The sequence below is a fragment of the Aerococcus sp. UMB1112A genome (assembly GCF_030230715.1).
GTDB lineage: Bacteria > Bacillota > Bacilli > Lactobacillales > Aerococcaceae > Aerococcus.
In genome coordinates, this window is the sequence record NZ_JASPDS010000004.1 from 1 (window position 1) to 23,371 (window position 23,371).

The following is a 23,371-nucleotide window of genomic DNA, read 5'->3' on the forward strand; positions in this document are numbered from 1 at the left end:
TCATGAAAGATTCATGAGCTTTGATAAGCTCGTTATTGCTGACTTTTTATAGTTGTTTGCTCAACTATTTATTGTTTGAATTGTTGGTTCATCAACTCGAAGTTGATGCCCTACACAATTGGTTCGTCTTCTTTGTTCAGTTTTCAAAGGTCTATCTCGTCACCTTATCGAAGCGACTCAATTATTATATCATCTTTATCGAAAGCTTGTCAAGAACTTTTTAAAAAAAGTTTTTTATTTCTTTCGATTTGATGATCGCCCGCTTGTTCTTTGCCTCGAAGGCTTGAATCAAGCGACTTAATTAGTATATCGAAGTCATCGAAACTTGTCAACACTTTTTTAACTTATTTTTGTTGGCGATCGATTTCGAGGTGATCTCGATCAGCAACAAAAATTATTATACCTCCTTCTCTTCCCTTCGTCAACTCTTTTTCATAAAAAAAGCCAACTTTTTTATCAGTTGGCTTTAAACCCTTATCAAATCTCTAATTTATAGGCGTTCGTTCAATTCTTGAGCAAGTTCTTCGTAACCTTCTCGACCTAAAAGAGCGAACATATTTCTCTTATAAGCTTCCACACCTGGTTGGTCAAAAGGATTCACCCCGTTAAGATAGCCAGAAATAGCGACGGCGATTTCAAAGAAATAAATCAATTGGCCCAGCGTATGTGCGTTAATCGCTGGCGCATGGAGAACCAGGTTAGGAACGCCCCCATCCATGTGAGCGAGTAGGGTCCCTTGGAAAGCCTTGGTATTGACCTCATCAACGGATTGGCCTTCTAAATAAGCAAGCCCATCACTATCTTCAGCTAGGCTTGGGATTTTAATATCCTTTTCAGTCTCCTCAACTTTAACCACCGTTTCAAAGAGGATACGCCGACCGTCTTGGATATATTGGCCTAGGGAATGAAGATCTGTCGAGAAGTTAGCGCTACTTGGATAAATTCCTTTACCGTCCTTACCTTCTGATTCCCCAAACAGTTGCTTCCACCATTCAGCAAAATATTTTAATTTAGGCTCATAGTTAACGAGAATTTCCGTGTTATAGCCCTTGCGGTATAAAATATTTCGGATTGCGGCATAAAGATAGGCGTCGTTCTTGTTCAATTCAGGATCTTGATAAGCCTGGTGGGCCGCTTGGGCACCAGCCAAGAGCTCATCCGTATTAGCACCACTTGCTGCAATAGGTAGGAGACCCACTGCTGTCAGAACGGTAAAACGACCACCGACACCATCAGGAATAACAAAACTTTCATAGCCCATCTGGTCAGCTTCTGCCTTCAAGGCCCCTTTCGCTTGGTCAGTCGTTGCATAAATCCGGGACTTAGCTTCTTCTTCCCCATATTGGTCGATCAAACGCTTCTTGAAGATACGGAAGGCAATTGAGGTTTCAGTCGTGGTTCCAGACTTGGAGATCACATTAATCGAAAAATCCTTGCCCTCTAAAGCGTCCATAACCTCGCTGAGGTAAGTAGCACTCAGGCTATTACCCGCGAAGATGATTTCCAACTTGCTTTCTTGGACAAATTGGTGGGATAGGAAAGAAATGGCTGCCTTAGCCCCAAGATAAGAACCACCAATCCCTAATACCAGGAGAACATCGGACTCAGCTTGAATCTTTTTAGCCGCTTCCTTAATACGTTGGTATTCTTCCTTGTCATAGTCCAAGGGTAGGTCCAACCAATCCGTAAATTCATGGCCAGGCCCCTCGCCAGAACGTAGCAACTGGTGGGCTTGGCTGACTTCACTTTGCATATAGTCAATTTCATGCTGGGAAATAAAGGGATCGAGTTTTGAGATATCTAATTTTAAATCTGCCATAGTTAGACTCCTTACTTATTAAAATGGTTTTCGTGGTAATCCTTGACTAGTCCCGACTGGATATTGGCAAGACCTTCATCCACCCATTCAGGCAGGTTCTCAGCAATCAAGCCAAAACCGTAATCTTTGGGATGGTGGTGCTTGTGCCAGTTACCGCGGGCTGGTTTTTTATTTTTGAAGAGGGGTTGGAGCGCTCTTAGCGACAGGGAAATCTTTTGGCTGTATTCATCAATATCGATAATCTTGGCTGTGACTTCTTCACCAATCTCATACTGGTTATAAATATCCTTTACAAAGCCGTGGTTGATTTCAGAGATGTGGATGAGGCCCTGGTGGTTAGCGCCGAGACTTACGAAGATGCCATAGCTTTGAATACCTGTCACCTTCCCCTTAACAATATCTCCAATCGCGAATGTCTTGGTCATTAGGCATCACTTTCTGGATCAATAATCTGGATCCCTTCAATAACAACATCTTCTAGTGGTTTATCTTGGCCATCCCGGTCAACATTTTCAATCTGGCTGACCACCTCTTGACCTTCCCTTACTTGGCCAAAAACTGTGTGCCGGTGGTCTAACCAAGGGGTCCCCCCCTTCTCAGCATAGGCTTCAATGATTTCCTCAGGCCACCCGCCAGCCCGCAATTGGCTGACCATACTGGCATCAACTGGTCCAGCTGAGACAATAAAGAATTGTGAGCCATTGGTATTAGGTCCTGCATTGGCCATAGACAGGGCGCCCTTAATATTAAAGAGAGAGAGATTGAATTCATCCTCAAAGGCCTGGCCGTAAATGGACTCTCCGCCGCGGCCCGTTCCAGTTGGGTCCCCGCCCTGGATCATGAAGTTAGGGATGACCCGGTGGAAGATCACACCATCGTAGTAACCCTCTTTAGCATGTTGGATAAAGTTTTCGACAGCTTTTGGTGCTAATTCGGGAAAAAGAGCGACTTCAATTTGACCTTGCTTGGTTTTAATGATTGCTTTAATTTCTTTAGCTTGTTCTTCTAATTGTGGAAATGACATAACATTCCTCCTCTAAAACTATACATATTTTTTATTTCTATTCCTCTCTATTGTACCAATAGTTAAAGAAAATGTATAGTTATCGCTAGTTCTCTAATGGTGAGATTTATGTTATATTTATTAAGTAGCTGTCCAATCGACAGCATACTTTTACATGTAGCCAAAAAATTACCGGAGGCCCTATGGACGTACTAACTAACCTACCGCTTGTGGCAACCCTCAGTGCCATTGTTGTTGCCCAAGCCCTAAAATTTCCCATCGCGCTCTTAATGCGCAAGAGCAATGCCAAACTGGCCTTGCTCCATGCGACAGGGAGTATGCCCAGTTCTCATTCGGCTGCTGTGACAGCCTTGATTACTGCGCTTATCCTTAAATATGGCTACCAATCCGCCTACGTTGCGATTGGGGTGTGTTTTGGCGTGATTATTATGTTCGATGCCATGGGGGTCCGGCGGCAAAGCGGTGAGCAGGGCATGCTTCTTCGCCAATTGCTCTTGATTCTCGAAGAGCGAGCAGCTAAAGAAGACGATCCTATCCTCAATCGCCAATTGAAAGCCATTAAGGAGAGCAAGCTCGTTATCGATGATTATTTAGGCCACAAGCCTTCAGAGGTTATTGGTGGCATTCTGACAGGTATTGTCGTGACCCTACTCCTTAATAGCTTCTTTAATTTTTAAAGCATTTATATAGAAAGGACGTTCTATGGAAACTCTCTCAAGTGATCTGATCATTATTGGTGCTGGACCTAGTGCCCTTTTTGCGGCTTTCTATGCTGGTATGCGCCAGTTGAGCGTAAATATTATTGATAGCCTGCCTGAATTAGGTGGCCAACCCAAGGCTCTCTACCCCGACAAGATCATCTATGACATCCCTGCTTATCCCGAAATTTCGGGGGCGGAACTCATCGACCGCTTATCCCAACAGCTGGCCCGCTTCCATGCGACCACCCAATTCAGCCTCAACCAAGAAGTTTTAAATTTAGAAAACGATAATGAGGAATTTGTCGTCGAAACTAGCCGTGCGACCTATCGCGCTAAGGCAGTCATCATTGCAGCTGGTAATGGCTCTTTCAGCCCCCGCAAGGTTGACCTGGACCAATTAGACCATTATGAAAACCGCGGCGTCGCCTATTTCGTCAGCAATTATACGGCTTATGCGGGTAAGAATGTCGCCATCTGCGGAGGCGGCGACAGTGCCCTCGATACAGCCCTGGCCCTGAGCGATTACGCCAAGGAAATCTATCTGATCCACCGCCGCGACCGCTTCCGGGCCCATGAATACTCCGTTGAAGCCGCCCGGCAAAAGGACAACATTAACTTCATCACCCCCTATGTCCCAACTGGCCTCGAGGGAGACGGCATCAATCTCTCTGCCATCCACCTGCAAAAAGCACGGTCAGACGAAGGCCAACGCATCCCAGTGGACCAAGTCATCATGGCTTATGGCTTTACTTCTTCCCTAGGCGAAATTAAGAATTGGGGACTGGACATCGAAAAGAATAAAGTCCTAGTCGACGGTCACTGCCAAACAAACCGGCCTGGTATCTTTGCCATTGGCGACATTGCAGGCTATCCGGGTAAAAGCGACTTAATTGTTTCTGGCTTTGGCGAAGCCCCTACCGCCATCAACGCTGCCTACCACTACATCTATCCGGAAAAACGCATCAGCCCCTTGCACTCCTCTGACTTACTGAAAGAGGACAAAACAAAATAAAAATAAATAGCGCTTAGCTGAAAAATAAATTCAGCTAAGCGCTATTTTTATATTCTTTGCAATTTCTTTTTCAAACAAGCATAAAGTCCTTGAATCCCTAACTGAAAGAGAACAAAGAAGAGGATAAAGCAGAGCATAAAATAACTTTCTGGTAGGACTTCAATAATTGGATCTGTTGCGGGATCAAAGAGCCAGGCCTGGTTATCAAACAAAACTTGATGGAAGAGAACAAAGACGCGGTTGAAGTTCAACGTTAAGCCGATAATAGCTATAAGGGGCAGATAACGCAGGTAAGCAAAAATCCGATAAAGAAGGTAAAGGGTGCCTGCTTTTAAAGGCTTCCTAGTGAGGAGCCAGCTGAAGCCGAGGCCAGCTAGGAAAGTCGGATAGACCATCAAAAAGAGCTGCTTGACCTCGTAAAAATGGAAACGGGCTGAGGCGGAAGAAGGAAAATAAGCAAAGTCTAGTCCTGTCCGCCATGGAAAATTCAAATAAGTGAGCATCTGCCAGTAGTCATGGAGGACTTCTTGATTGGTCAAGCCCACTCGCTCAGCTAGATTGCCGGCATACAAGACCAAGAGATAGAGGGGCAAGCACCAAATCGTCAATAGCAAGCCGCCTGCTACTAGCCCAATTAAGAGGCTTAAGGTCACTAGGCCGGCTTTTAGATACTTGGCCATAAGTCCATCAACTCTTGATAGTCCTTCACCAGCCAGGTAGGTTCAATATTTAATTGCTCAATGTCGGCTCTCTGGTGAACTCCGGTCTCAATTAAGATCGTTGAAAGACCAGCCCGGTTAGCAGCCAAAATATCCGTGGTCAGGTTATCCCCTAGCATCACGACTTCATCCGCTTCGAGGCCCAAGAGCTCCAAGGCACCGAGGATAATATTGGGGCTAGGCTTGCCGCAGACAATCGGCTCGGTTCGGGACACATGGGCCACCAATTCACCCAAGGCCCCTGCCCCAGGAACAAAGCCATGGCTGGAAGGAAATTGGATATCCGGATTGCTTAAATAAAACTTGGCGCCTGACTGGGCAGCATAGGCGCACTGGGCGAGTTCTTGGTAGGTCACACTTTGGTCTAAGCCCATGACTAAGAGCTCAACTGGCTCGGCCAAGGTATCAGAAACGATCTTATAGCCTTCTTCTGCTACCGTAGCCTTCAAATAATCGCTCCCCATGACATAAGCCTTCTGTCCAGCTTGGCTGGCTTCCTGCCCCAATAAATGGGACAAGGCGTCCACGCTAGTATAAACTTGATCAGGCTCCGCCTCAATCTGGTGGTAGTCCGCCAAGAACTGGACAGCTTCCTGGTGGGACCGCATGGAATTATTAGTCACAAAGAGGAAAGGCTCCTGGGCAGCACGCATCTGCTCGATCCATTCCCGAGCACCAGGAATGGCGGACTTGCCCTTGTAGACCGTTCCATCCAAGTCTAAAAACATGGCACGTTTCTTTTTCATGCTTATTTTTTTCCTTTCGTTGAACGAATTTTAAAGCCCTCTTTTTTCTTATTGCCCTGGGTAATCGTCTTACGCTTAACGCCTTTATTTGAGGACTTGGTCGAGCTTTTATCCGTTTTAATACTGAAATTAGCCTTCTTATCCCGATGGCGCTTGTGTGACTTGTTCTTGCCCTTATCCTTGCGCTGGCTTTTCTTCTTATAGTTTTTATTGTTTCGGTTCTTTTTGGGCCGTTTTTTCAATTGACGGTTGCGCTCTTGGCGTTCTTCCTCGTCGCGCTGGTGTTCCAAGACAAAATATTCGCAGGCAAAATTACAGTACTCCAAGAGATAATCCGTTAGGTGTGAGATCTTACGCTCCAGGGGTACATGGGGTACATCATCTTTATAAAAGCCCTTTAGACGAACTTGTTCATAGGCCCAGTCGCCGACGATATAGTCATAAGTATCCAGAATCGGCATATAGCGGTCAGCTAAAGCTTCCAAATCGATAGCCTCTTCCTGGCTCCATTCCTTAATAATAAAAGGCTGGCCGTTGATCAATAGTTCCTGGTTATCCGTTCGTTGGATCTCAGCTTTGGGGAAGGCTTCTTGTTCAGGGCTCTTTTCCGGGCTGTTCTTCCTTGGCATGGGCATCCTCCTTTCATTTTTGGTCGCGCTTGTAATACTCTTCGGCCTGGAAGCCTAATTTCTTATGAATCAGTCGCAGGCGCTTCAATTCATCCGCATCAAGGACAGAGAAAAGCTGGTTGACATAGTCCTTATGTTCTTCATAGTCAGCAGCTATCTTACGCTGTCCTTTGGGGGTTAAAGCAATGATAATCCGGCGCATATCCTTTGACGACCGTTCCCGTTTAACTAGCCCCTTGCCTTCCAAACAATCGATCACGTAGGTCACCGAACTGTTGGGGATAAGCAGGTGTTCCTTGATGTCTTGGACGACATGGGGTCCCTTGTTCAAAAGATATTCGAGTATCATAAATTCATTTTCAGTCAATCCATAAGTCCTCATGTCTTGCTTGAGGGCCCGCATCATTAGTTGATGGGACCGTAACAAGACACGTAGGGTATGCAGTTTTTGCTCGGTCATATTATCCAAGTTGCTAGCTCCTTACTCCTGGTCTTTTTTGATAATTTTCTTCATAGGTGCTGGTGGCAAGTCTGAAAGCGAGTGTTGGTCCCTTTGCTTAACGTTCCTTTGCTTGGGATTGCGTCGCCAATTCATTAAAACCTTGTCAATATAGCGCAGGCTATAGGCCTGGGCCAGGACAGCTTCCTTAATGGCTTCAAAGATCATGTCAGTTGGAAACTTATCCTTATGCAGCCAGTCTACCACCTCTTGGTATTCAATAGGTGACAGGGGCCGGCCAAATTCAGTCTCCAAGACTTGGAAGATCTCGGCTTCTTGGTCTTCTGTTTGTTTACTCTCTTCTTCGGCTTGCCGCTGCTTGACTAAGGCGTCAATCCTATTATACAAGAATTCCAGGTTATAGTACTCCGTTTGTTGGTTATTTTCATTTTTCTTACTATCAATCCGCAAGTACTGGCGGTCCACTAAGGAATTAATCAAGCTTAAGATCTCATCCCGGGTCATCCCCATCCGCTTCATCAGCATAGAAAAGCTGGGGAATTCCACATTATCTTGCTGGAAACTAATCAAATGTATGAAAAAAAGCATCTCCTCATTGGTGATGCCTATTTCGTGATACATCTCAAGAAGGAGTGTCCGCAAAACCGTATATTTTTCGATTTTCAATCTTGATCATGCTCACTTTCTAAGTCTTTACGCTTGGACTTGGTGGTCTGTCATAAAGTTGTCAATCCGGTCCATGGCTTCAAGGAACTTGTCCTGGTCAGCTGCATAGGAGAAGCGCAAGAAGTCTGGCATACCAAAAGCACTCCCAACCACACTAGCTACCCCAGCCTCCTCCAAGAGAGCCATAGCAAAGTCATCGACCGTTGCATAGCCGGTTAAGGCTGCAGCTTCACTACAATTAGGGAAGAGATAGAAGGCGCCCCGCGGTTTAGCTGCTAGATTAAAACCAGGTATAGCTTTCATCCGGTCATAGGCAGCGTTTAAACGTTTTTCAAAGGTCTGGCGCATCTCCTCCAGGTCATCTTGGGGGCCTGTCAAAGCACCGATCGTCGCATATTGGGCAATACCGGAAGGGTTCCCGCTTACTTGACTAGCCAACTTATTCATCGCGCGAATAATATCTTCATCACCCATGCAATAACCTAGGCGCCAGCCCGTCATAGCATAGGCCTTGGAAGCGCCGTTCACGACGATGGTTTGTTTGCGGATAGAGGGTGAGATAGAGGCCATGGAAATCGCTTGGGTACCATTGTAGACCAATTGATAGTACATCTCATCGGAAATGATCAGAATGCCCTTGTCCACACAATAGTCACCGATGGCCCGCATTTCTTCTGGACTGAGCACAGCGCCAGAAGGATTGGAAGGGGTATTCAGAACAAGCAGCTTGGTCTTATCGGTACAAACTGCATCCAATTCTTCAACGGTTAAGATAAAATTATTGCTTTCTTTAGTTTCAACAATCACAGGTTTTCCCCCAGCTAGGCGGATCTGCTCATAGTAGCTGACCCAGTAAGGTTGGGGAATAAGAACTTCATCGCCAGGATTGACTAAGACTTGGAAGAGATAATAGAGGACAAGTTTACCCCCGTTCCCGGCAAAAATTTCACTTGGCTCATAGACAACACCGTCATGTTTTTCATGGTAGTGGGCAATAGCTTCGCGTAATTCTAAAGCCCCGCTGGCTGGCGTGTAATGGTGGCCCTTGCCGGCATACATGGCTTCCTTGGCATAGTCCAAGATATATTGGGGTGTGTCGAAGTCTGGTTCACCCACTGTCAGTGAAATAATATCCCGACCCTGGGCCTTGAGTTCTCGGGCCTTGTCATTAGCAGCTAGTGTTTTCGATTCTTGTAAATTCATGATGCGTTCAGAGATCATAGCGTCACCTCATTGTTTCTATAAATTATTGATCGTTTCATACCAAGTGCCGTTAGTTGCATTGATATAATGATACCCTAAATTACCGTCTTTATCGACAAAACTTACCTCCCAAACGAAAAATTTTTCATCAAAACCGAGCCGGGCTTCTTTAACCTCGACTTCAGGCAGTTCGTTTTGGGTCAAGGCGATGGCATTTTCTTCTGTTATCATCTCGTCAACAAAGCCTGTGTGTACCCTTTGACTGTCCGGTTGGTAAGTTAGATAGACCTCCCGCCCCTCTTCATTTTCTGCCCGAACACTGTACCAAGTCTCGTCCTTGGTAAAGAGATAAAAATCTTTGATGTCCGATAGCTTGTGGTCCTGGGCCAGCTGGCTGACCTCGTCTTCCGCATCGATGAGTGGTTTTTGGGAAGAAAAATAAACGTTATTGGTCAGCACAATATAGAGGGTGAGAACGGCAATTAGGATGTAGAGTAATCTTTTTTTCATGCTGTCATCCTTTGTTTTGGCTAAAATTCCTTGAAATGTTTTCTAAGTCCTGGAGGCGAACGGGTCTAAAGTCAGCGCTGCTGGCCAGACTGGCTTGCAAGTGGTCGGCATAAGCACTCTTGAGTATCCGTTGATCTAAAGAAAGGAAGTCCGCTCGGTCCCCCTGACCGTTAGCTGCCCGACCAATGGCTTGCTTGAGCCGGACCAGCATATCTGGAAGGGCTACGCTCTCAAAGTAATCCCTAGCCTCTTCTCGGGCCAGGGCCTGTTTAGCCAATTCATCCGCTGCTTCCGGTGCTGCAAAAGGCAAGCGCGGCTGCACGACAAGATCCAAAGCTTGCTTGAAGTGGACGCCTTCGCTGAAGTTCTGTAAACCGATGAGTAGGCCTTGGTCTTCCTGGTCAAAGAGTTGGAAGAGTTTATGGCTATGTTTGAAGTTGAGCTGGCAATAGAGCTTCTGATAGGCCTGGTAGTCGAGGCGGTCTTTTAAGGCAGCTTCGAGTAAGCGGGCCTGTTTTTTGGCATTGACTAAGACCAAGACCCGCTGGTAATACATGGGCCAGAGCTCAAGCAGGCAGTCCGCCGTCCAAGCTGCTGCCGCTTTGGCATTCATTTTATCAATGGACAAACCATCCATCAAGACCTGAACCTCCTGGCTACCCTTGGAGCTGGCATAAGAATAATGGATGGCTTGGCTATCAAAGCGTTGGTCAGCCAAGGGGCTAGCCGAAATAAAGACGGTCTGACAGGCCAAAGTATCGAGAAAGCCTTCCAGTAGGCGCTGGTCTTCAAAGGGTTTGCCCTGGAGCTGGCAGTGAAGATCCTCCCCGGCTTCAAGCAGGTCCAGAACATAATAGTCCAAGTCCTTTCCTTGAACTAACTGGGTCAATTGGTCATTCATGACTTTCTGGGAACAAACCATGTCCTGCAATTGGTCCAAGCGCTGGCTGCTAAAGCCTGGCTTAACTTGGACAGCCCGGCATAAATGTTGAAGAGAATTCGATAGATCTCTCACCTGGGCCTGGACAGCCTTGAGCTGATTGTAAAGGTCCGAAGCCTGAAAGGCAGCTTTTAGCATAAAGCTATCTTTGTGGTCGCTCTGTTGCTTATAATAGACAATTTTGCGGTAATGCTCTTCCAAATAAGCCATAATCTGGTCAAATGTCTGCCAGACATCCTGGATCAATTGACTAGACTGGTACAAGTCATCAAAAGATTGGCCGGAGAACTGATAGGCCTCAGGAAAATGTATCAGATTAGCCAGTAATTTTTGTAGGTGTTTGTGCTGGTTCTCGAAGGCCTGAGTTGACCAAGAAGCGGTCGCCTGGGCCTGGAGGGTATCCAGCAATTGGTGGCTCTCATCCACTAAGAGCAGGCCGGAAGAGCTGAGCAGACCCCAGTCTTCCAAGTCCGCCTGGTGCTGGCAGAGGAAGGCCTGGTTGGTTAAAACCAGGTCTGCTTCAGGAATGGCCTCCCACTCCCGGGCATAATAGGCGTGGTCGCCCCACTTGGACAGAGCCTGGTCGCAAGCCGCTTGTGTCGCCTGCTTGCAGCTGAAGTCCTTGGTCAAAAGTCCCGGGTTCAATTCCACCAACAGTCCCGTCTGACTTTGGGCCAACCAGATCATGAGGGCTGCCAAGAGCAAGGCATCCCGTTTCTTGACCTGCTTAGAAGTTAAGATCTCTTCATGGAAGGCCGCTAGAGCGGACAAGTCGATATAGTGACGAGAACTCTTGAGCTGGACATAGCGCAAGGGCCGGCCAAGAATATCGGCTGCCTGCTGGAGACTCTCTTGAGCCAGACGGTCCTGGAGCAAGCGGGTCGAGGTCGCTAGGACGAGATTGGGCTGGCCCGCTGGCGCTTGCAAGGCTGCCAGAAGATAGGCCAGGCTCTTGCCCGAACCTGCAGGGGCATCGAGGTAGGCCAGACCCGACTTATCCTGGTCAAAGAATTGAGACAAGTCCCGGCACATAGCCAACTGGAGTGGGCTCAACTGGCAGTCTCCCTGGCCTATGCAGAGGGTCCGGCCCTCTAATTCAACAAAGTCAGCCTGGTCTTGGCCAAATTGTTTAGGAAAGACCAAGCCCTGCCCCTTCTGTTCAGCAAGGTAGAAGGGGCCCTTCTTAACCAAGCCTTCCCTTGTCCGCGGCGCCCAGTCCTCGACCCAAGCATTGAAGTAGAGACCCGTTTGTCGGATCATCGTCGTGGTCAAAGGCTGAATCGTTTGGAGCAAGTCATAAGACAAGGCTTTAATTCTTTCTTGAATCAGTAACAAAAGTTGGGCCGTGGCCCGGGCATCATCGAGGGCAGTATGGGCATGAACCAAGTCAATACCATGTTTTTCCGCAAAGTCTCCTAACTTATAGCTCTGATCACAGGGATAGAGGAGACGGATCAATTCGACCGTGTCAATCCCCTCATTGCTAAGCGGCGGATAGCCCAGCTTTTCCAAGCTCCGACTCAAGAATTTGTAGTCAAAGTTGATATTGTGGGCCACTAAGATCCGGTCGCCCAACTTATCTAGGAAGTCATCGGCAATTTCTCTTAAAGTCGGGGCCTGGGCCAACTGCCTATCCGTAATTCCAGTTAAGTCGACAATGCGCGGAGGAATTTTTTGCCCAGGTTGGACATCCCAGCTGTATTCAGCTTCAATGCCTTGGTCACTTAACTGAACCAGACCGATTTGGATGATTTTGTCCCCTTCTTTAAAGGAAGGACCGGTTGTTTCAATATCTACCACGGCATATCTTCTTATCACAGATGTTCCTCCTCCGTTGCAATTTCTTCTTTTAGCCAGGCCAGCAGACTGGCCTTATCATTGGCGACTTGACCCGCCAAAACAGCAGCCTCTAAAGCCCCTAACCAGCGACCAATCTGTGCCCCTTCTTGGGGATGGAAGGCCTGGATCAAGTCCGAGCCATTCACAGCCAGGTCCTTTAAGGAATGAATGGGAAGGGCTTGCCAATTCGCCTGGCAAGCGGCGAGATTCGCTGGACTAAAGCTCTGGCTCAGCAAGCTTCCCTCAGTTTCTTCCTGGTCTAGGACCTTTTCTACCTGCCAAGCAAGGTCAAAACCGAGGGGATAGAGTGCCTCGGGGTCCCAAACACTTAGCCCCTGGCGGACAGCCAAGGCATAAGCCAGGCCGGCAATGTGCTGGTCTTCACGCTTGGACATCTTCCAGGCTCGGGCCAGCTGGTGACTGGCTTGATTGTAAGCTTGACGGTCTGCCGCAGGGCCTAGGTCTAAATAGAGGTAGAAGGCCCAGGCCATATCCGAATCCGCAAAAGGACTAGCTGCTAAGAGTTTTAGCATGGCCTCCAAGACTTGGCGGTCCAGATAAGGGCAATAGGCCCACAAGTCAGCTTCCAGCATCTGTGCAAGGCCTTTTTGCCAATTTTTACCTTGCCATAACTTGTTCATCTCCACTAAGATGCGCTCAATGGCAATCTTCTCGAGGAGAGGGGCATTGGTCTTGAGAGCTTGGGAGGTTTCTTCGGCAATATCGAAATCTAATTGGCTAGCAAACCGGACAGCCCGCATCATGCGCAGGGCATCTTCATGGAAACGTTCATTGGCCACGCCAACCGCTTCAATCCGCCCCTCTTTAATCGCCTCTTGCCCCTCAAAGTAGTCGATAATCCGACCATCTGAAGCCATTGCCAGGGCGTTCATGGTAAAGTCCCGGCGCAGGAGGTCCTCCTGTAAAGATTGAACAAATTCAACTTTGTCCGGCCGCCGATAGTCCTGGTAGCCAGACTCTGTTCGAAAGGTCGTAATCTCATAGGTCTCCCCTTCATACCAGGCCATTACAGTTCCATGTTCTAAGCCCACATCAAAGTGTTTGGGAAAGACTTCTTGGACCTCTTGGGGGTAGGCCGAAGTCGCAATGTCCACATCATGGATGGGCAGGCCTAGTAAGGCATCCCGAATCGCCCCACCGACAAAATAAGCCTCATAGCCTGCTGCTTCTAAGGCCTTGAGGACAGGCAGGGCCTGTTGAAAGACAGGATCTTGAATCATAGGATATTCTCAAGGCCATAGATCAGTTCTTGACTTGCCATCACATGGTCAACTGCCATAGCCACCCCTTTCATATAAGATTCCCGGGTAAAGGAATCTTGGCGGATGGTCAGCGCTTCACCAGTACCACCGAATTGCACGACTTGGTGGGAGTTGAGGCCAGGCAGGCGGACACTGTGAATGCGGATGCCATGGAAGTCAGCGCCCCGTGCGCCAGCCATTTGTTCTTTTTCATCAGGGTGACCGCTCGCATAATCGCCCCGCTCTTCATAAATGAGTTCAGCAGTTTTTTGGGCGGTCCCACTTGGTGCATCTAATTTTTGATTATGGTGCATTTCAATAATCTCAACATCAGGAAGATACTTGGCCGCTTGCTGGGCAAAGACCTGCATTAATACCGAGCTGATCGCAAAGTTAGGCGCAATCATGCCACCTAGTTTGGCTTCTTGGCTCAGTTCCTTCAGTTCTTCAATCTGGTCAGCGCTAAAGCCAGTGGTCCCAACAACGGGATGGACCCCATGTTCAATATAATAGCGGGTGTTGTAGTAAGCCGCATCAGGTTGGCAGAAATCAATGGCTACATCGATGGCTTCCTTGTCTAAAGCTTCTTCAATACTGCTGTAGACAGGGGCTAGGTCTTGCCAAGCGCTGAGGTCTTCGGCTTGATCAGCCCTGATATCAACCAGGGCAGCCAAGTCGAAACCCTCATGGTCAACCACCATATAAGCAGAAGTCTGCCCCATCCGTCCTAAAAATCCTGTTACTAAAACTTTCATCCTTACGCATCCTTTCGCTTTTCTTTTGTCTCAAAAGATTACCCTTCCATTATAGCATTTATTCCTAGAAATATTCACCCATATCTTGGTCCGATAAGAAGGGATAGAAGGACGGGTCGGACTTGAGTTCAGGCCGGTCAGCTAATAAGTGTGTGATCGCTTCTTGGTCGCCCTCTTCACGCATAAAGCGCAAGTAGTCATATACAAAGCTAGCATCTCCTTTTAAGTCAGGATAAGCTTTTTGATAGTAGTCGTGGGCCTTAGCGAAGTCTTCGTTTAAGTCATAGGTCCGGGCAACGAGCCAGGCCAATTCGCCCGACTGATAGGATTCGACCGGCATAGCTTGGACCTGGTCCAAGGCGGCTTGACCATCCTCCGCTGCTAGATAGCCGTGGAGGATGAGTTCATGCATGGTCGTATAGTCAGGGTCTAAGGCCAGGGCTTGCTGGGCGTCAGCTAGGGCTTGGTCACTTTGACCGAGCTTCTGGTAGAGTCTTGCCCGCTGGCCCCACAAGTCCGCATCAAAGGGTTGGCTGTTAAGGGCAGAGGTCAGCATCCTGAGCGCTTCATCGTCTTCGTGGAAGGCCTCTTTCACTTCCGCATAGAGGGCCAATTCCTTGGCAGTCAATCGGTCTTCGAGATAGAAGGATTCCAGGATCCCCTGGGCCTTCTCATAGTCTTCGTTCAGGGCATAAAGCAGGCCCAATTGCTTCTCTTCAGCCTCCGTCCGCTCTTCCGGGTTCTTGCTTTGGAGCCGGTCCAAGGCTTCATCAAAGTTACCCACAGCGGTCTGGGCAAAAAGATAGTTCTCTTCTACTTTCTCGCGAATTGGGTCCGGCAATTCTTCATCATCCAAGAGTTGACGGTAGTCCAATAAGACGGATTGGAAGTCTCCCTGGTCAAACTTCAATTGGGCAATCCCGTAACGAATGACTGCTTCATCTGGGGCCAGGGCCTGGGCTTCCTGGAGTTTGACCATGCTCACTTCTGGCAGTGACAGCATTTGATAAGCATCTGCCTGCATCAAGAGGGCCTCCACCTGGTAAGGGTGGCCGTCACCTAAGGCCAGCAGGTCATCGATAGCTTCCGCGTAAGCGCCTTGGTCAATCTTGGCCTCTGCCTTCAGGAGCTGCCATTCCAAATTACCTGGCTCTGCCTCCTGGGCCAAGTCATAAATCTTAAGCAAGCTGGTCAAGTCACCTAGGGTCCGGACCGCCTCAATCAGGTCTAAGAGCTGGTCTTGGCTGTAATCCTGGAAGTTAGCTTGCAAGTCTTCCAAGCATGTCTCGATACCCGCTTGGTCCTGCAAGCGAATCGCTTGAAGCAAGCGGCTAATATTTTTTTCAGTCTGCATGCGCATTCCTCCTCCGCTATATTTTAGCATACTGTTCGCCCAACCCAAGGATAAGTCCTTGAAGCGACTAGTAAAAATAAAAAGCCAGGTCCGAAGACCTGACTTTTACTACTCTTTGACGAGATTAATTTCCTTTAACAGCGTCTTTCAAGCCTTTACCTGGTTTGAAGGCAGGTACTTTACTTGCTGCGATTTGGATTTCTTCACCTGTTTGTGGATTACGTCCTTTACGTGCTGCACGTTCACGAACTTCGAAGTTACCGAAGCCGATGATTTGTACTTTTTCACCTTCTTCAAGGTAAGCTTGGATGGATTCAAAAACTGCATCAACTACTGGAGTCACATTTTTCTTTGAATCTCCAACTGCGTTAGCAACACTTTGTACTAAGTCTGCTTTATTTGCCAATTTAGTTCACCTCCTCCGATAAAGATTATCGGAATGTTTATTGAAAAACATTTTTAGGATTTCTCTATCTACTTAGATAATCCATTCTAAGGATACCACAGAAGCCTTGTCACTACAATGTTTTTCTAGGTAAATTAGATAAAGTTTATGTCTCTTTTACTTTCTTTCACGGGTAATTAATTTGATCGGTGTCCCCTCAAAATCGAAGGATTCTCGGATTTGATTCACGAGGAAGCGTTCATAGGAGAAGTGCATCAGATCAACATCATTAACGAAAGCAACAAAGCAAGGAGGAGCTGTAGCCACCTGGGTCAGGTAATAGACTCTCAATTTGCGCCCCTTGTCTGAAGGCGCTGGGTTAATGGTAATGGCCCGGTTTAAGACATCATTGAGAAGTGAGGATTGGATCCGGCGTTGGTGGTTCTCATGAACGTGCTTAATTAGTTCCGGTAATTGGTGGAGGCGTTGCTTGGTCTTAGCTGAAACAAAGACAATCGGTGCATAGTCGATGAATTGGAAGTGGGCACGGATTTCGGCTTCGAATTCTTTCATCGTGTGATTATCCTTCTTAAGAGCATCCCACTTGTTGACAACGATAATCAAGCCACGCCCCGCTTCATGGGCATAGCCCGCAATATTCTTATCCTGGTCGCGGATTCCCTCTTCAGCATTCAAAACGAGGAGGGCCACATCGGCTTCTTCAATGGCGCGCATCGAACGAAGGACCGAATATTTTTCCGTTTTTTCGTAGACCTTCCCCCGCTTGCGCAAGCCAGCTGTATCGATAATCCGATATTTCTGCTTGTCCACTGTGAACTGGGTATGGACGGCATCGCGGGTCGTTCCAGCAATATTAGAGACAATAACCCGCTCTTCCCCGAGCATGGCGTTCACAATCGAGGACTTGCCCACATTTGGCCGTCCAATCACTGCAAAGGAAATGGTATCATCCACAGGGCCCTGGTCTGGTTCCTGGGGGCTGAGCTTCAATGCCGTCTCTAAGAGCTCACCCAAGCCCAAACCGTGGGCACCTGAAATTGGCACAGGATCGCCTAAACCTAGGGAATAGAAGTCATAGATATTCGCCCGTTGTTCCGCATTGTCCACCTTATTGACTGCCAAGATAACGGGCTTATTGGTCCGGTAGAGCAATTGGGCAATCATTTCATCGGTGTCGGTCACGCCATCGCGGACATTGGTCAGCATGACAATCACGTCTGCTTCTTCCATAGCAATCTCTGCTTGGGCGCGAATCTTGTCCTGGAAGGATTCATTGGAAAAGTCAATCCCACCGGTATCAATAATATTCAAGCGTCGGCCTAGCCACTCCGCATGGGCATAGATCCGGTCGCGGGTGACGCCAGGCGTATCTTCCACAATGGAGATCCGGTCCCCCGCCAAGCGGTTAAAGATGGTCGACTTACCAACATTGGGCCGTCCCACAATCGCAATGGTTAAATTAGCCATTTAAAAACCTCCTTTAAACAACTTTCTTTCTGATAAAAAAATAAAGGCTGGCAAAATAAAGTATTTTGCTCAAGCCTCTATTTTCAACTCATTATCTTTAGATTAGTCTTCGTCGCTAAGGTCTAATCCTTTTAATTGGTCGCCTAATAAGTCGCCAAAAGTAAAGCCTGTATCTTCTTCAGCTGCTTGGTTTTGACGTGCAGCTTGGCCACGGTTATTCTTACGTGCTGGACGAGATTTCTTAGCACGTGGTTTGTGGTCACGGTCAGCGCCTTCTTCTTTAGCAGGTGCTTCTTCTAAGGCTTTGATACTTAATGATAAGCGGTTTTCTTCTGGGTCCACATCAAGCACTTTAACTTGTACTTCTTGACCTTCTGATAATTTATCAGCTGGTGTATTCACATGCTCATGCGCAATTTGTGAAATGTGAACTAAACCTTCAACGCCTGGGAATACTTCAACGAAGGCACCAAAGTCAACAAGACGGCGTACAACACCATCTAATACGGCACCCTTAGGCGCTTTTTCTTCGATATCTTCCCATGGTCCAGGAACCAATTCCTTAATTGAAAGTGAAATACGACCGCGGTCTTCATCAACAGATAAGATCTTCACGTCTACTTCTTCGCCAACAGTTAAAACATCTGAAGGATGCTTCACGTGATGGTGAGCAATTTGTGAAATGTGAACTAAACCGTCAATGCCGCCTAAATCGATAAAGGCACCGAAGTTAGCTAAACGAGCAACTGTACCAGTAACAGTTTGACCAGCTTCGAATTGCTCTAATTTTTCAGCACGTTCAGCAGCAGCCTTTTCAGCAGCAATTTCTTTGTGGGATAGGATCAAGCGGTTTTCAGCAGGATCGATTTCCACAATTTTAACTTCTAATTCTTTGTCTTTGTAAGGAGTGAAGTCCTTAACAAAGTGATCTTCTACCATTGAAGCAGGAATGAAACCACGAACGCCAGCGTCAACAACTAAACCACCCTTAACCACTTTCTTAACGGGAACAGTGATTGTTTCGTCGTTTTCAGCTTTTTCTTCAAGTTCTTTCCAGATCTTCTTAGCTTCAACGCGACGGCGTGAGAGTAAGAAAGAACCGTTTTCTTTTTCTTTGATTTGTTTAACAACAACCAATTCAATGACGTCGCCAATTTTAACTACGTCTTCAACATTGTCGATAGGTGTTGGTGAGATTTCGCGGAATGGCACAACGCCTTCAACGCCGGCGCCTTCGATCCCTACGATTAATTGGTTGTTTTCATCGATGGTTAAAACTTCACCATTAACAGTGTCGCCAATTTTAACGTCCAAGGTTTGATCAAGGACATCTTCCATTGATGGCATTGCCTCTGTTTCTTCTACTTCATGATTTTGTGCTTCAAATTCGTTTGACATATATTGTATCCTCTCCTAAAGTACTAGCCACCAGTCAAGAGACCAGTGTTACAACGTTGATTTTACCATGTTTGCCTTAATAAAACAAGCGATCCACTAAATATTTTCAGCTTTCTCACGCTTTTTTTCGTCGATAATGGTAATTAAACGCTCTTGGACCTCTTCGATGGTCAATTCTGAGCTGTCGACATGGACCGCATCAAGGGCTGGGCGCAAAGGGCTTTCCTCCCGGTTCATGTCATAATGGTCCCGCTGGCGGATTTCTTCTTCAATTTCTTCCAGGCTTTGGTCTGAATAGTGGCAGTCCTGGTTCTCGAGATAGCGACGCTTGGCTCGCTCATGAACGGAAGCGATCAAGTAAATCTTGACTTGGGCCTGGGGCAGGACCACTGTCCCAATGTCCCGGCCATCCATGACGATCCCTGCCGCACAGCTAGCAATCTCTTGCTGGCGCTTAACTAATTCCTGGCGAACCAAGGGAATGGCTGCATAATAAGAGACCAGGTTAGATACCTGGTCCTCACGAATCGCCCGAGTCACCTCTTCGCCGTTCAGATAGACCAACTGGCCCTGGTCTGAAGCTTGAAAGGAAATCTCAATTTCCTCCAAGAGTTTTTTTAAGGTCTTTTCCTCTTCTGGTGCAATCCCAGCCCGGCTAGCGGCTAAACTTAGACAGCGGTACATGGCCCCAGTATCCAAGTAAATATAACCATAGTGTTGGGCCAGGCGTTTAGCCAAGGTCGACTTGCCCGAAGAAGCTGGTCCGTCAATCGCAATTTGGAAATTTTGAGTCAATTCAGGCGCTCCTTTCCGCATTACTGTACCCTAAGGACGGTACCTGGGGCAATATTCGAATTTGCACTCAGGCCATTAGCTTGGAGTAATTGGTCCAAGGTCATGCCATGGTTAACAGCAATCCGGTAGAGGTTGTCCCCTGCTTGAACGGTATAGGTGCCAGAAGTCCCAGCAGTATTTTGCCCTTGTTGGTTCTGTTGGGCATTAGCCGAAGACTGGGCCAAGGAAGCACGTTCGGAAGCTTGGGCAGCTTGTTGTTGCTGAGCTGCGATGCTAGCTGAAGCTGCTGCTGACTGACTAGCTTGGTTAGCGCTCTCCGCTTGTTCTGAGGAAGCGATAGAGGCTGACTTCTTATCGGCTTCTTCTTTAGCCTTGGACTCCGAAGCCTTCTTCCGGCTCTCTTCCTCAGCCTTGCTAGCGGAAACATTCTGGGTCTTGGACACCATCACTTGGTCGGTTGATTGGGGTTCAACCGTCTTCTTCTGGTTAGCGGTGTAGACCGTAATGATCAAAGGCACAATCACCATCACTAAGAGGATGAAGGTCAAGACTTTAGCAAAGGGTGAGATCTTCTCATCATGGCCCTTGGGATTGCGGGCTGAACGGGAATATTGGCGTTTCTTCAGGTTCTCGTATTCACCAAAATTCTGGTCGGCCTCATCAGTAAATTCACTCGTTTCAGGGTCATCTCCTAGGTCTTCGTAGTCATAGTCATCGACTTCATCATAAGCGTCGTAGTCGAAGTCCTCCTGGTCCAAATCATCTGAAGGGCGCTTTCTAAACTGATTAAACTTATCGCGTAAGCTCATAACGGGTCAATCCTTTCCAATTCATTTAAAAAAATTGTATCACTTTATAGCTGAAAAGTCATTTAAATTCCTCGCTCACTTGCGGTTAAATAGTTGGTCCAAACGTTCTTGCCAGTTCGGACGCCCCGCCTTTTTGGCCGCCTGTCCAGATGCCAAGTAAGCCTGCCAGGGGGCCAAAGATTCAAAGTTAGGCTGGCAGCGGCTGCAACAAAAAGCAGGTTTTTCTCCCTCTTCCCCACTTTGGAAATAGGCCAGAAGCCCTTGTCTCAAACAGGTCTCCCCTTCAACTAGAGCCAGTAGATGGTCTAGGGCTAGCTGGTTCTTCTTGATATAAGCCTGATAGTGAGCCTTAGCCTGGTCAAAATCATTAAAATGAAAACGGTAAAAGTCAAGCCGGGCGCTGACTCCCTGGTCAAGCCCGTGGGAAAGTTGGGAAAGTTGGCGGTCAGTCATCTTAAAACTATGAGCTAACAAAGCTAAGAAGTTGTCGGCCTCTTCTTCTGGATGTTGCCTAAAGTAAAGCATGCGCCGCTTCTCTTCCTGGTCCACTAAGATCAAGTGGTAAGCCTGCTTGCGGTCGCGACCGGCGCGGCCGCTCTCCTGACTCAATTCATTCAAAGAAAAAGGCAGGTGGTAGTGGATAACAAAGCGCAAGTCTGCCTGGTTAATCCCCATTCCGAAGGCTGACGTGGCAAAAATCACATCCAAGCTATGGTTCAGAAATTGTTCCTGGATAGCAAAACGTTGGCTATCCGGAAGGTCAGCATGGTAGGCTGCCACATTCAGACCCTGGGACCGAAAAGTCTGACTCAGTGCTTCGAGTTCGGCTTTTTGGTGGACGTAGACGATACCAGGTTTAGGTAAGTGGCTCAATTTTTGACCGAGAAATTCAAACTTGTCCGCCGCATCCAAGAGCTCACAATCGTAGAAGATATTGGGGCGGTCCAGAGGGAGTTTCACCGTCTTGACTTTCTCTTCAGGGTCAAAGAGGTAGGTCTGAATGGTCCCAAGTTCAGCCGGGCTGGCCGTTGCGGTCAGAGCTAGGGTTAGGGGACGGCCCAAGTCTTGGCGGAGGGCTTTGAGCTGGGAATATTCGGGCCGAAAGTCTACCCCCCATTGGAGGATACAATGGGCCTCATCCACCACAAAGAGGTCAATCGCTAGTTGCCGGAGCCGGTCTTTGACTCGTCCTTGTTGGATCATCTCTGGCGATAAGAAAAGAAAACGATAGTCCCCTAGCTGGGTCAAGGCCTGGTTGAAGGCTTGGGGCCTAAGCGCACTATTTAAGGCCATGGCTCCTTTAAAACCGCCGAGCTGAAGCTGGGCCAATTGGTCTTGCATCAAGGCAATCAAAGGAGATACAATGACCGTTAGTCCAGACTTGCCCTGGGCAAAGAGTTGGTAGATCAAGGATTTTCCGCCCCCAGTTGGCATCAAGGCCATGACCTGCTTGCCGGCTTCCAAAGCCTCCAAGGCTTCTAGTTGACCGGGTCTAAAGGTGTCCAAGCCAAAATAAGTCCGTAATTCCTGCTTAAAATCACGCACGAGCGAAGTCCCCCCCTTCTGCTTCAAGATTAGCAATCTGCCAGACCCGGTAGAGCCAAAATGCCTGGTCCCCATATTGATCCTGGAAAGAGGCAAAGTCTTCTGGAGCTTTTTCCTCATAGAAGCTTTCAGGGGCTTTCCCCAGAGCTCGGCTCAGGTCGGGCAAGAAACGGTCACAGTCAAAGATAGCCACTTCAATCAAATGATCGGCCAGTGTCGAGGCTTTGAGTCCCCTCCTGGCCTGGACTTCCGCTAGGCTAGCTCCCTGGTCCAAGCCTTTCAAGGTCAGATCAGCAGAAGACTTCCAGGCAGGGAAGCGCCGGTTGAGTCCTTTTTTGAAATAAATAAGATAAGGACAAGCCTCTGCTGTTTCAAGGGCCTGGTCCAAGCGCCCTAAAACAAAATGTCGGGCCAAGGTAAATTCCTGGCCCTGCAATACATCTAACCAATCCTCAGCCGCCAAAGCGGGGAGGTCGTGTCCTGAAAATTGACTGAGCAAGAAATCAGCCTTGTCCTGAGGCCAGTCTTCTAAAAGCCGTGCCCATTCCTGGTAAAATGAAGCAGTAAAGGCCTCCCGTCCCTGAATCCTTAGCTGGCTAAAATAGGCTTTCACAAATTGCTGGACTTCCCAGTCTTGGGTCACCGTCACATAGCGCTTCTGGCCATAAGCCAGCTGGGAGGCAGCTTGGACGAGAAGCAAGTAGGCCTCATAGCGTTTCTGCCGGTTTTGGGGGAAGACCATGCCCTGGCGGTAATCAAGCAGGTCTGCCAAGAAAGAAGGCTTTGTGTTAGAATAATCCTGACGACTCGCTTGCTGGGCTAAAACCTGGCCCCAGTCAGACTTCTTGAGCTGGGGGAAAAGACCAAAATAAGCCTCCAATTGATGCTTTTTCGCAAAGTAGAGGGTTGATGGCGTCCGCTTGCCAACCAACACTTGGTAGGTCGAATTCGGCGCCAGGCCCTGACAGCTAGTGATAACTTTGACAAGAATTTCGTTCACGCGACTCCCTCCAGAAAGGTGATTGATGATGCAAGGGCAAATTATTCCCGAAGCCTGCATTGCCTGCGGGATTTGCCAGCTCAAAGCCGAGCAAATCTTCGACTATGACGATGAAGGCATCGCTTACTTCAAAAACGCAGACCAGGCTTACCGAGCCCAGATTCCAGACGATCAAGTCGAGGCCTTCCGCCAGGCCCTCACCCACTGTCCGACAGGCGCTATCCAGCGGGTCAAAAATTAAAAAAGCTTTCCGTTATGGGACCTTTCAGTTCCATTATAACGGAAAGCTTTTTCTTTGTCTGCCCTCTTCCT

The 23,371-nt window shown here is 47.9% G+C and carries 24 protein-coding genes; 3 read left to right on the top strand and 21 right to left on the bottom strand.

The features are described 5' to 3' along the window. Window positions 1-490: 490 nt before the first annotated feature. Genes QP860_RS03205 through QP860_RS03215 form a run of 3 tightly spaced genes read right to left on the bottom strand, consistent with a single transcriptional unit; the run spans window position 491 to window position 2,843 of the window. Window positions 491-1,819 (bottom strand): glucose-6-phosphate isomerase, encoded by a 1,329-nt coding sequence (locus QP860_RS03205; RefSeq protein WP_070617918.1) that lies wholly within the window; start codon window positions 1,817-1,819, stop codon window positions 491-493. 11 nt (window positions 1,820-1,830) lie between these two features. Then, window positions 1,831-2,244 (bottom strand): CvfD/Ygs/GSP13 family RNA-binding post-transcriptional regulator, encoded by a 414-nt coding sequence (locus tag QP860_RS03210; protein WP_070617915.1) that lies wholly within the window; start codon window positions 2,242-2,244, stop codon window positions 1,831-1,833. Further along, complete coding sequence (locus QP860_RS03215; RefSeq protein WP_070617914.1) at window positions 2,244-2,843, bottom strand: peptidylprolyl isomerase; 600 nt, start codon at window positions 2,841-2,843, stop codon at window positions 2,244-2,246. The genes QP860_RS03210 and QP860_RS03215 overlap by 1 nt, the downstream gene beginning before the upstream one ends. Before the next feature lie 182 nt (window positions 2,844-3,025). On the opposite strand from QP860_RS03215, the gene QP860_RS03220 reads away from it, so the two are divergent. Continuing rightward, window positions 3,026-3,520 carry a divergent PAP2 family protein gene (locus QP860_RS03220; RefSeq protein ID WP_070617911.1) on the top strand — a complete coding sequence of 165 codons (495 nt, stop codon included), beginning with the start codon at window positions 3,026-3,028 and terminating at the stop codon, window positions 3,518-3,520. A gap of 25 nt (window positions 3,521-3,545) precedes the next feature. Beyond that, window positions 3,546-4,556 carry an NAD(P)/FAD-dependent oxidoreductase gene (locus QP860_RS03225; protein ID WP_070617908.1) on the top strand — a complete coding sequence of 337 codons (1,011 nt, stop codon included), beginning with the start codon at window positions 3,546-3,548 and terminating at the stop codon, window positions 4,554-4,556. A gap of 47 nt (window positions 4,557-4,603) precedes the next feature. On the opposite strand, the gene QP860_RS03230 is transcribed toward QP860_RS03225, so the two are convergent. The 18 genes from QP860_RS03230 to QP860_RS03315 all read right to left on the bottom strand — a co-directional run bounded on the left by QP860_RS03230 (window position 4,604) and on the right by QP860_RS03315 (window position 23,059). Then, the gene (locus tag QP860_RS03230; protein ID WP_070617904.1) at window positions 4,604-5,236 is read right to left on the bottom strand and encodes a TIGR01906 family membrane protein; all 633 of its coding nucleotides are present in this window, start codon (window positions 5,234-5,236) and stop codon (window positions 4,604-4,606) included. Further along, window positions 5,221-6,021 (bottom strand): HAD-IIA family hydrolase, encoded by an 801-nt coding sequence (locus QP860_RS03235; RefSeq protein ID WP_284912169.1) that lies wholly within the window; start codon window positions 6,019-6,021, stop codon window positions 5,221-5,223. The genes QP860_RS03230 and QP860_RS03235 overlap by 16 nt, the downstream gene beginning before the upstream one ends. A 2-nt stretch (window positions 6,022-6,023) precedes the next feature. Further along, window positions 6,024-6,650, bottom strand: a complete 627-nt coding sequence (locus QP860_RS03240) for a YutD family protein (protein ID WP_284912170.1) — start codon at window positions 6,648-6,650, stop codon at window positions 6,024-6,026. A 13-nt stretch (window positions 6,651-6,663) separates the two neighbouring features. Further along, on the bottom strand, window positions 6,664-7,110 hold the full coding sequence (locus QP860_RS03245; protein WP_070617934.1) for a MarR family winged helix-turn-helix transcriptional regulator: 447 nt from the start codon (window positions 7,108-7,110) through the stop codon (window positions 6,664-6,666). 21 nt (window positions 7,111-7,131) lie between these two features. After that, complete coding sequence (locus QP860_RS03250; RefSeq protein WP_070617896.1) at window positions 7,132-7,776, bottom strand: DnaD domain protein; 645 nt, start codon at window positions 7,774-7,776, stop codon at window positions 7,132-7,134. A 27-nt stretch (window positions 7,777-7,803) separates the two neighbouring features. Next, a complete protein-coding gene (locus tag QP860_RS03255) occupies window positions 7,804-8,997 on the bottom strand; it encodes a pyridoxal phosphate-dependent aminotransferase (protein ID WP_070617893.1) in 1,194 nt (397 codons plus the stop codon). An 18-nt stretch (window positions 8,998-9,015) separates the two neighbouring features. Further along, entirely contained in the window at window positions 9,016-9,489 is a 474-nt protein-coding gene (locus QP860_RS03260) for a cell wall elongation regulator TseB-like domain-containing protein (RefSeq protein WP_070617890.1), read from the bottom strand. Between the two features lie 4 nt (window positions 9,490-9,493). Continuing rightward, window positions 9,494-12,247 carry an exonuclease domain-containing protein gene (locus tag QP860_RS03265; protein WP_284912171.1) on the bottom strand — a complete coding sequence of 918 codons (2,754 nt, stop codon included), beginning with the start codon at window positions 12,245-12,247 and terminating at the stop codon, window positions 9,494-9,496. Further along, window positions 12,244-13,509: a CCA tRNA nucleotidyltransferase gene (locus tag QP860_RS03270; RefSeq protein ID WP_070617882.1), complete on the bottom strand. Its 1,266-nt coding sequence runs from the start codon at window positions 13,507-13,509 to the stop codon at window positions 12,244-12,246. The genes QP860_RS03265 and QP860_RS03270 overlap by 4 nt, the downstream gene beginning before the upstream one ends. Next, entirely contained in the window at window positions 13,506-14,285 is a 780-nt protein-coding gene (dapB, locus tag QP860_RS03275) for a 4-hydroxy-tetrahydrodipicolinate reductase (protein WP_070617878.1), read from the bottom strand. The genes QP860_RS03270 and dapB overlap by 4 nt, the downstream gene beginning before the upstream one ends. A 64-nt stretch (window positions 14,286-14,349) precedes the next feature. Then, window positions 14,350-15,639 carry a tetratricopeptide repeat protein gene (locus tag QP860_RS03280; RefSeq protein WP_070617871.1) on the bottom strand — a complete coding sequence of 430 codons (1,290 nt, stop codon included), beginning with the start codon at window positions 15,637-15,639 and terminating at the stop codon, window positions 14,350-14,352. Window positions 15,640-15,763: 124 nt separating this feature from the next. Beyond that, window positions 15,764-16,045 carry a non-specific DNA-binding protein Hbs gene (hbs, locus tag QP860_RS03285; RefSeq protein ID WP_067971897.1) on the bottom strand — a complete coding sequence of 94 codons (282 nt, stop codon included), beginning with the start codon at window positions 16,043-16,045 and terminating at the stop codon, window positions 15,764-15,766. Window positions 16,046-16,201: 156 nt separating this feature from the next. Next, window positions 16,202-17,512 (bottom strand): ribosome biogenesis GTPase Der, encoded by a 1,311-nt coding sequence (der, locus tag QP860_RS03290; protein WP_070617868.1) that lies wholly within the window; start codon window positions 17,510-17,512, stop codon window positions 16,202-16,204. A 102-nt stretch (window positions 17,513-17,614) separates the two neighbouring features. Continuing rightward, entirely contained in the window at window positions 17,615-18,910 is a 1,296-nt protein-coding gene (gene rpsA, locus QP860_RS03295) for a 30S ribosomal protein S1 (protein ID WP_502869808.1), read from the bottom strand. Window positions 18,911-19,006: 96 nt separating this feature from the next. Further along, complete coding sequence (gene cmk / locus QP860_RS03300; protein WP_070617931.1) at window positions 19,007-19,705, bottom strand: (d)CMP kinase; 699 nt, start codon at window positions 19,703-19,705, stop codon at window positions 19,007-19,009. A gap of 20 nt (window positions 19,706-19,725) precedes the next feature. Next, on the bottom strand, window positions 19,726-20,514 hold the full coding sequence (locus QP860_RS03305; protein ID WP_067971907.1) for a LysM peptidoglycan-binding domain-containing protein: 789 nt from the start codon (window positions 20,512-20,514) through the stop codon (window positions 19,726-19,728). A gap of 75 nt (window positions 20,515-20,589) precedes the next feature. Continuing rightward, window positions 20,590-22,059, bottom strand: coding sequence for a RecQ family ATP-dependent DNA helicase (locus tag QP860_RS03310; RefSeq protein WP_070617862.1), 1,470 nt, complete (start codon window positions 22,057-22,059; stop codon window positions 20,590-20,592). Continuing rightward, window positions 22,052-23,059, bottom strand: coding sequence for a YpbB family protein (locus QP860_RS03315; RefSeq protein WP_070617859.1), 1,008 nt, complete (start codon window positions 23,057-23,059; stop codon window positions 22,052-22,054). Before QP860_RS03315 ends, QP860_RS03310 begins: the two co-directional genes overlap by 8 nt. Window positions 23,060-23,084: 25 nt before the next feature. On the opposite strand from QP860_RS03315, the gene QP860_RS03320 reads away from it, so the two are divergent. Further along, complete coding sequence (locus QP860_RS03320; protein WP_230080846.1) at window positions 23,085-23,300, top strand: ferredoxin; 216 nt, start codon at window positions 23,085-23,087, stop codon at window positions 23,298-23,300. The last annotated feature ends 71 nt before the right edge of the window (window positions 23,301-23,371 follow it).

Bases quoted from the DNA above. Each gene is read 5' to 3' on its own strand.
- QP860_RS03205 (WP_070617918.1), bottom strand. From the start codon at position 1,819: ATGGCAGATTTAAAATTAGATATCTCAAAACTCGATCCCTTTATTTCC.
- QP860_RS03210 (WP_070617915.1), bottom strand. From the start codon at position 2,244: ATGACCAAGACATTCGCGATTGGAGATATTGTTAAGGGGAAGGTGACA.
- QP860_RS03215 (WP_070617914.1), bottom strand. From the start codon at position 2,843: ATGTCATTTCCACAATTAGAAGAACAAGCTAAAGAAATTAAAGCAATC.
- QP860_RS03220 (WP_070617911.1), top strand. From the start codon at position 3,026: ATGGACGTACTAACTAACCTACCGCTTGTGGCAACCCTCAGTGCCATT.
- QP860_RS03225 (WP_070617908.1), top strand. From the start codon at position 3,546: ATGGAAACTCTCTCAAGTGATCTGATCATTATTGGTGCTGGACCTAGT.
- QP860_RS03230 (WP_070617904.1), bottom strand. From the start codon at position 5,236: ATGGCCAAGTATCTAAAAGCCGGCCTAGTGACCTTAAGCCTCTTAATT.
- QP860_RS03235 (WP_284912169.1), bottom strand. From the start codon at position 6,021: ATGAAAAAGAAACGTGCCATGTTTTTAGACTTGGATGGAACGGTCTAC.
- QP860_RS03240 (WP_284912170.1), bottom strand. From the start codon at position 6,650: ATGCCAAGGAAGAACAGCCCGGAAAAGAGCCCTGAACAAGAAGCCTTC.
- QP860_RS03245 (WP_070617934.1), bottom strand. From the start codon at position 7,110: ATGACCGAGCAAAAACTGCATACCCTACGTGTCTTGTTACGGTCCCAT.
- QP860_RS03255 (WP_070617893.1), bottom strand. From the start codon at position 8,997: ATGATCTCTGAACGCATCATGAATTTACAAGAATCGAAAACACTAGCT.
- QP860_RS03260 (WP_070617890.1), bottom strand. From the start codon at position 9,489: ATGAAAAAAAGATTACTCTACATCCTAATTGCCGTTCTCACCCTCTAT.
- QP860_RS03270 (WP_070617882.1), bottom strand. From the start codon at position 13,509: ATGATTCAAGATCCTGTCTTTCAACAGGCCCTGCCTGTCCTCAAGGCC.
- dapB (WP_070617878.1), bottom strand. From the start codon at position 14,285: ATGAAAGTTTTAGTAACAGGATTTTTAGGACGGATGGGGCAGACTTCT.
- QP860_RS03280 (WP_070617871.1), bottom strand. From the start codon at position 15,639: ATGCAGACTGAAAAAAATATTAGCCGCTTGCTTCAAGCGATTCGCTTG.
- der (WP_070617868.1), bottom strand. From the start codon at position 17,512: ATGGCTAATTTAACCATTGCGATTGTGGGACGGCCCAATGTTGGTAAG.
- rpsA (WP_502869808.1), bottom strand. From the start codon at position 18,910: ATGTCAAACGAATTTGAAGCACAAAATCATGAAGTAGAAGAAACAGAG.
- QP860_RS03305 (WP_067971907.1), bottom strand. From the start codon at position 20,514: ATGAGCTTACGCGATAAGTTTAATCAGTTTAGAAAGCGCCCTTCAGAT.
- QP860_RS03320 (WP_230080846.1), top strand. From the start codon at position 23,085: ATGATGCAAGGGCAAATTATTCCCGAAGCCTGCATTGCCTGCGGGATT.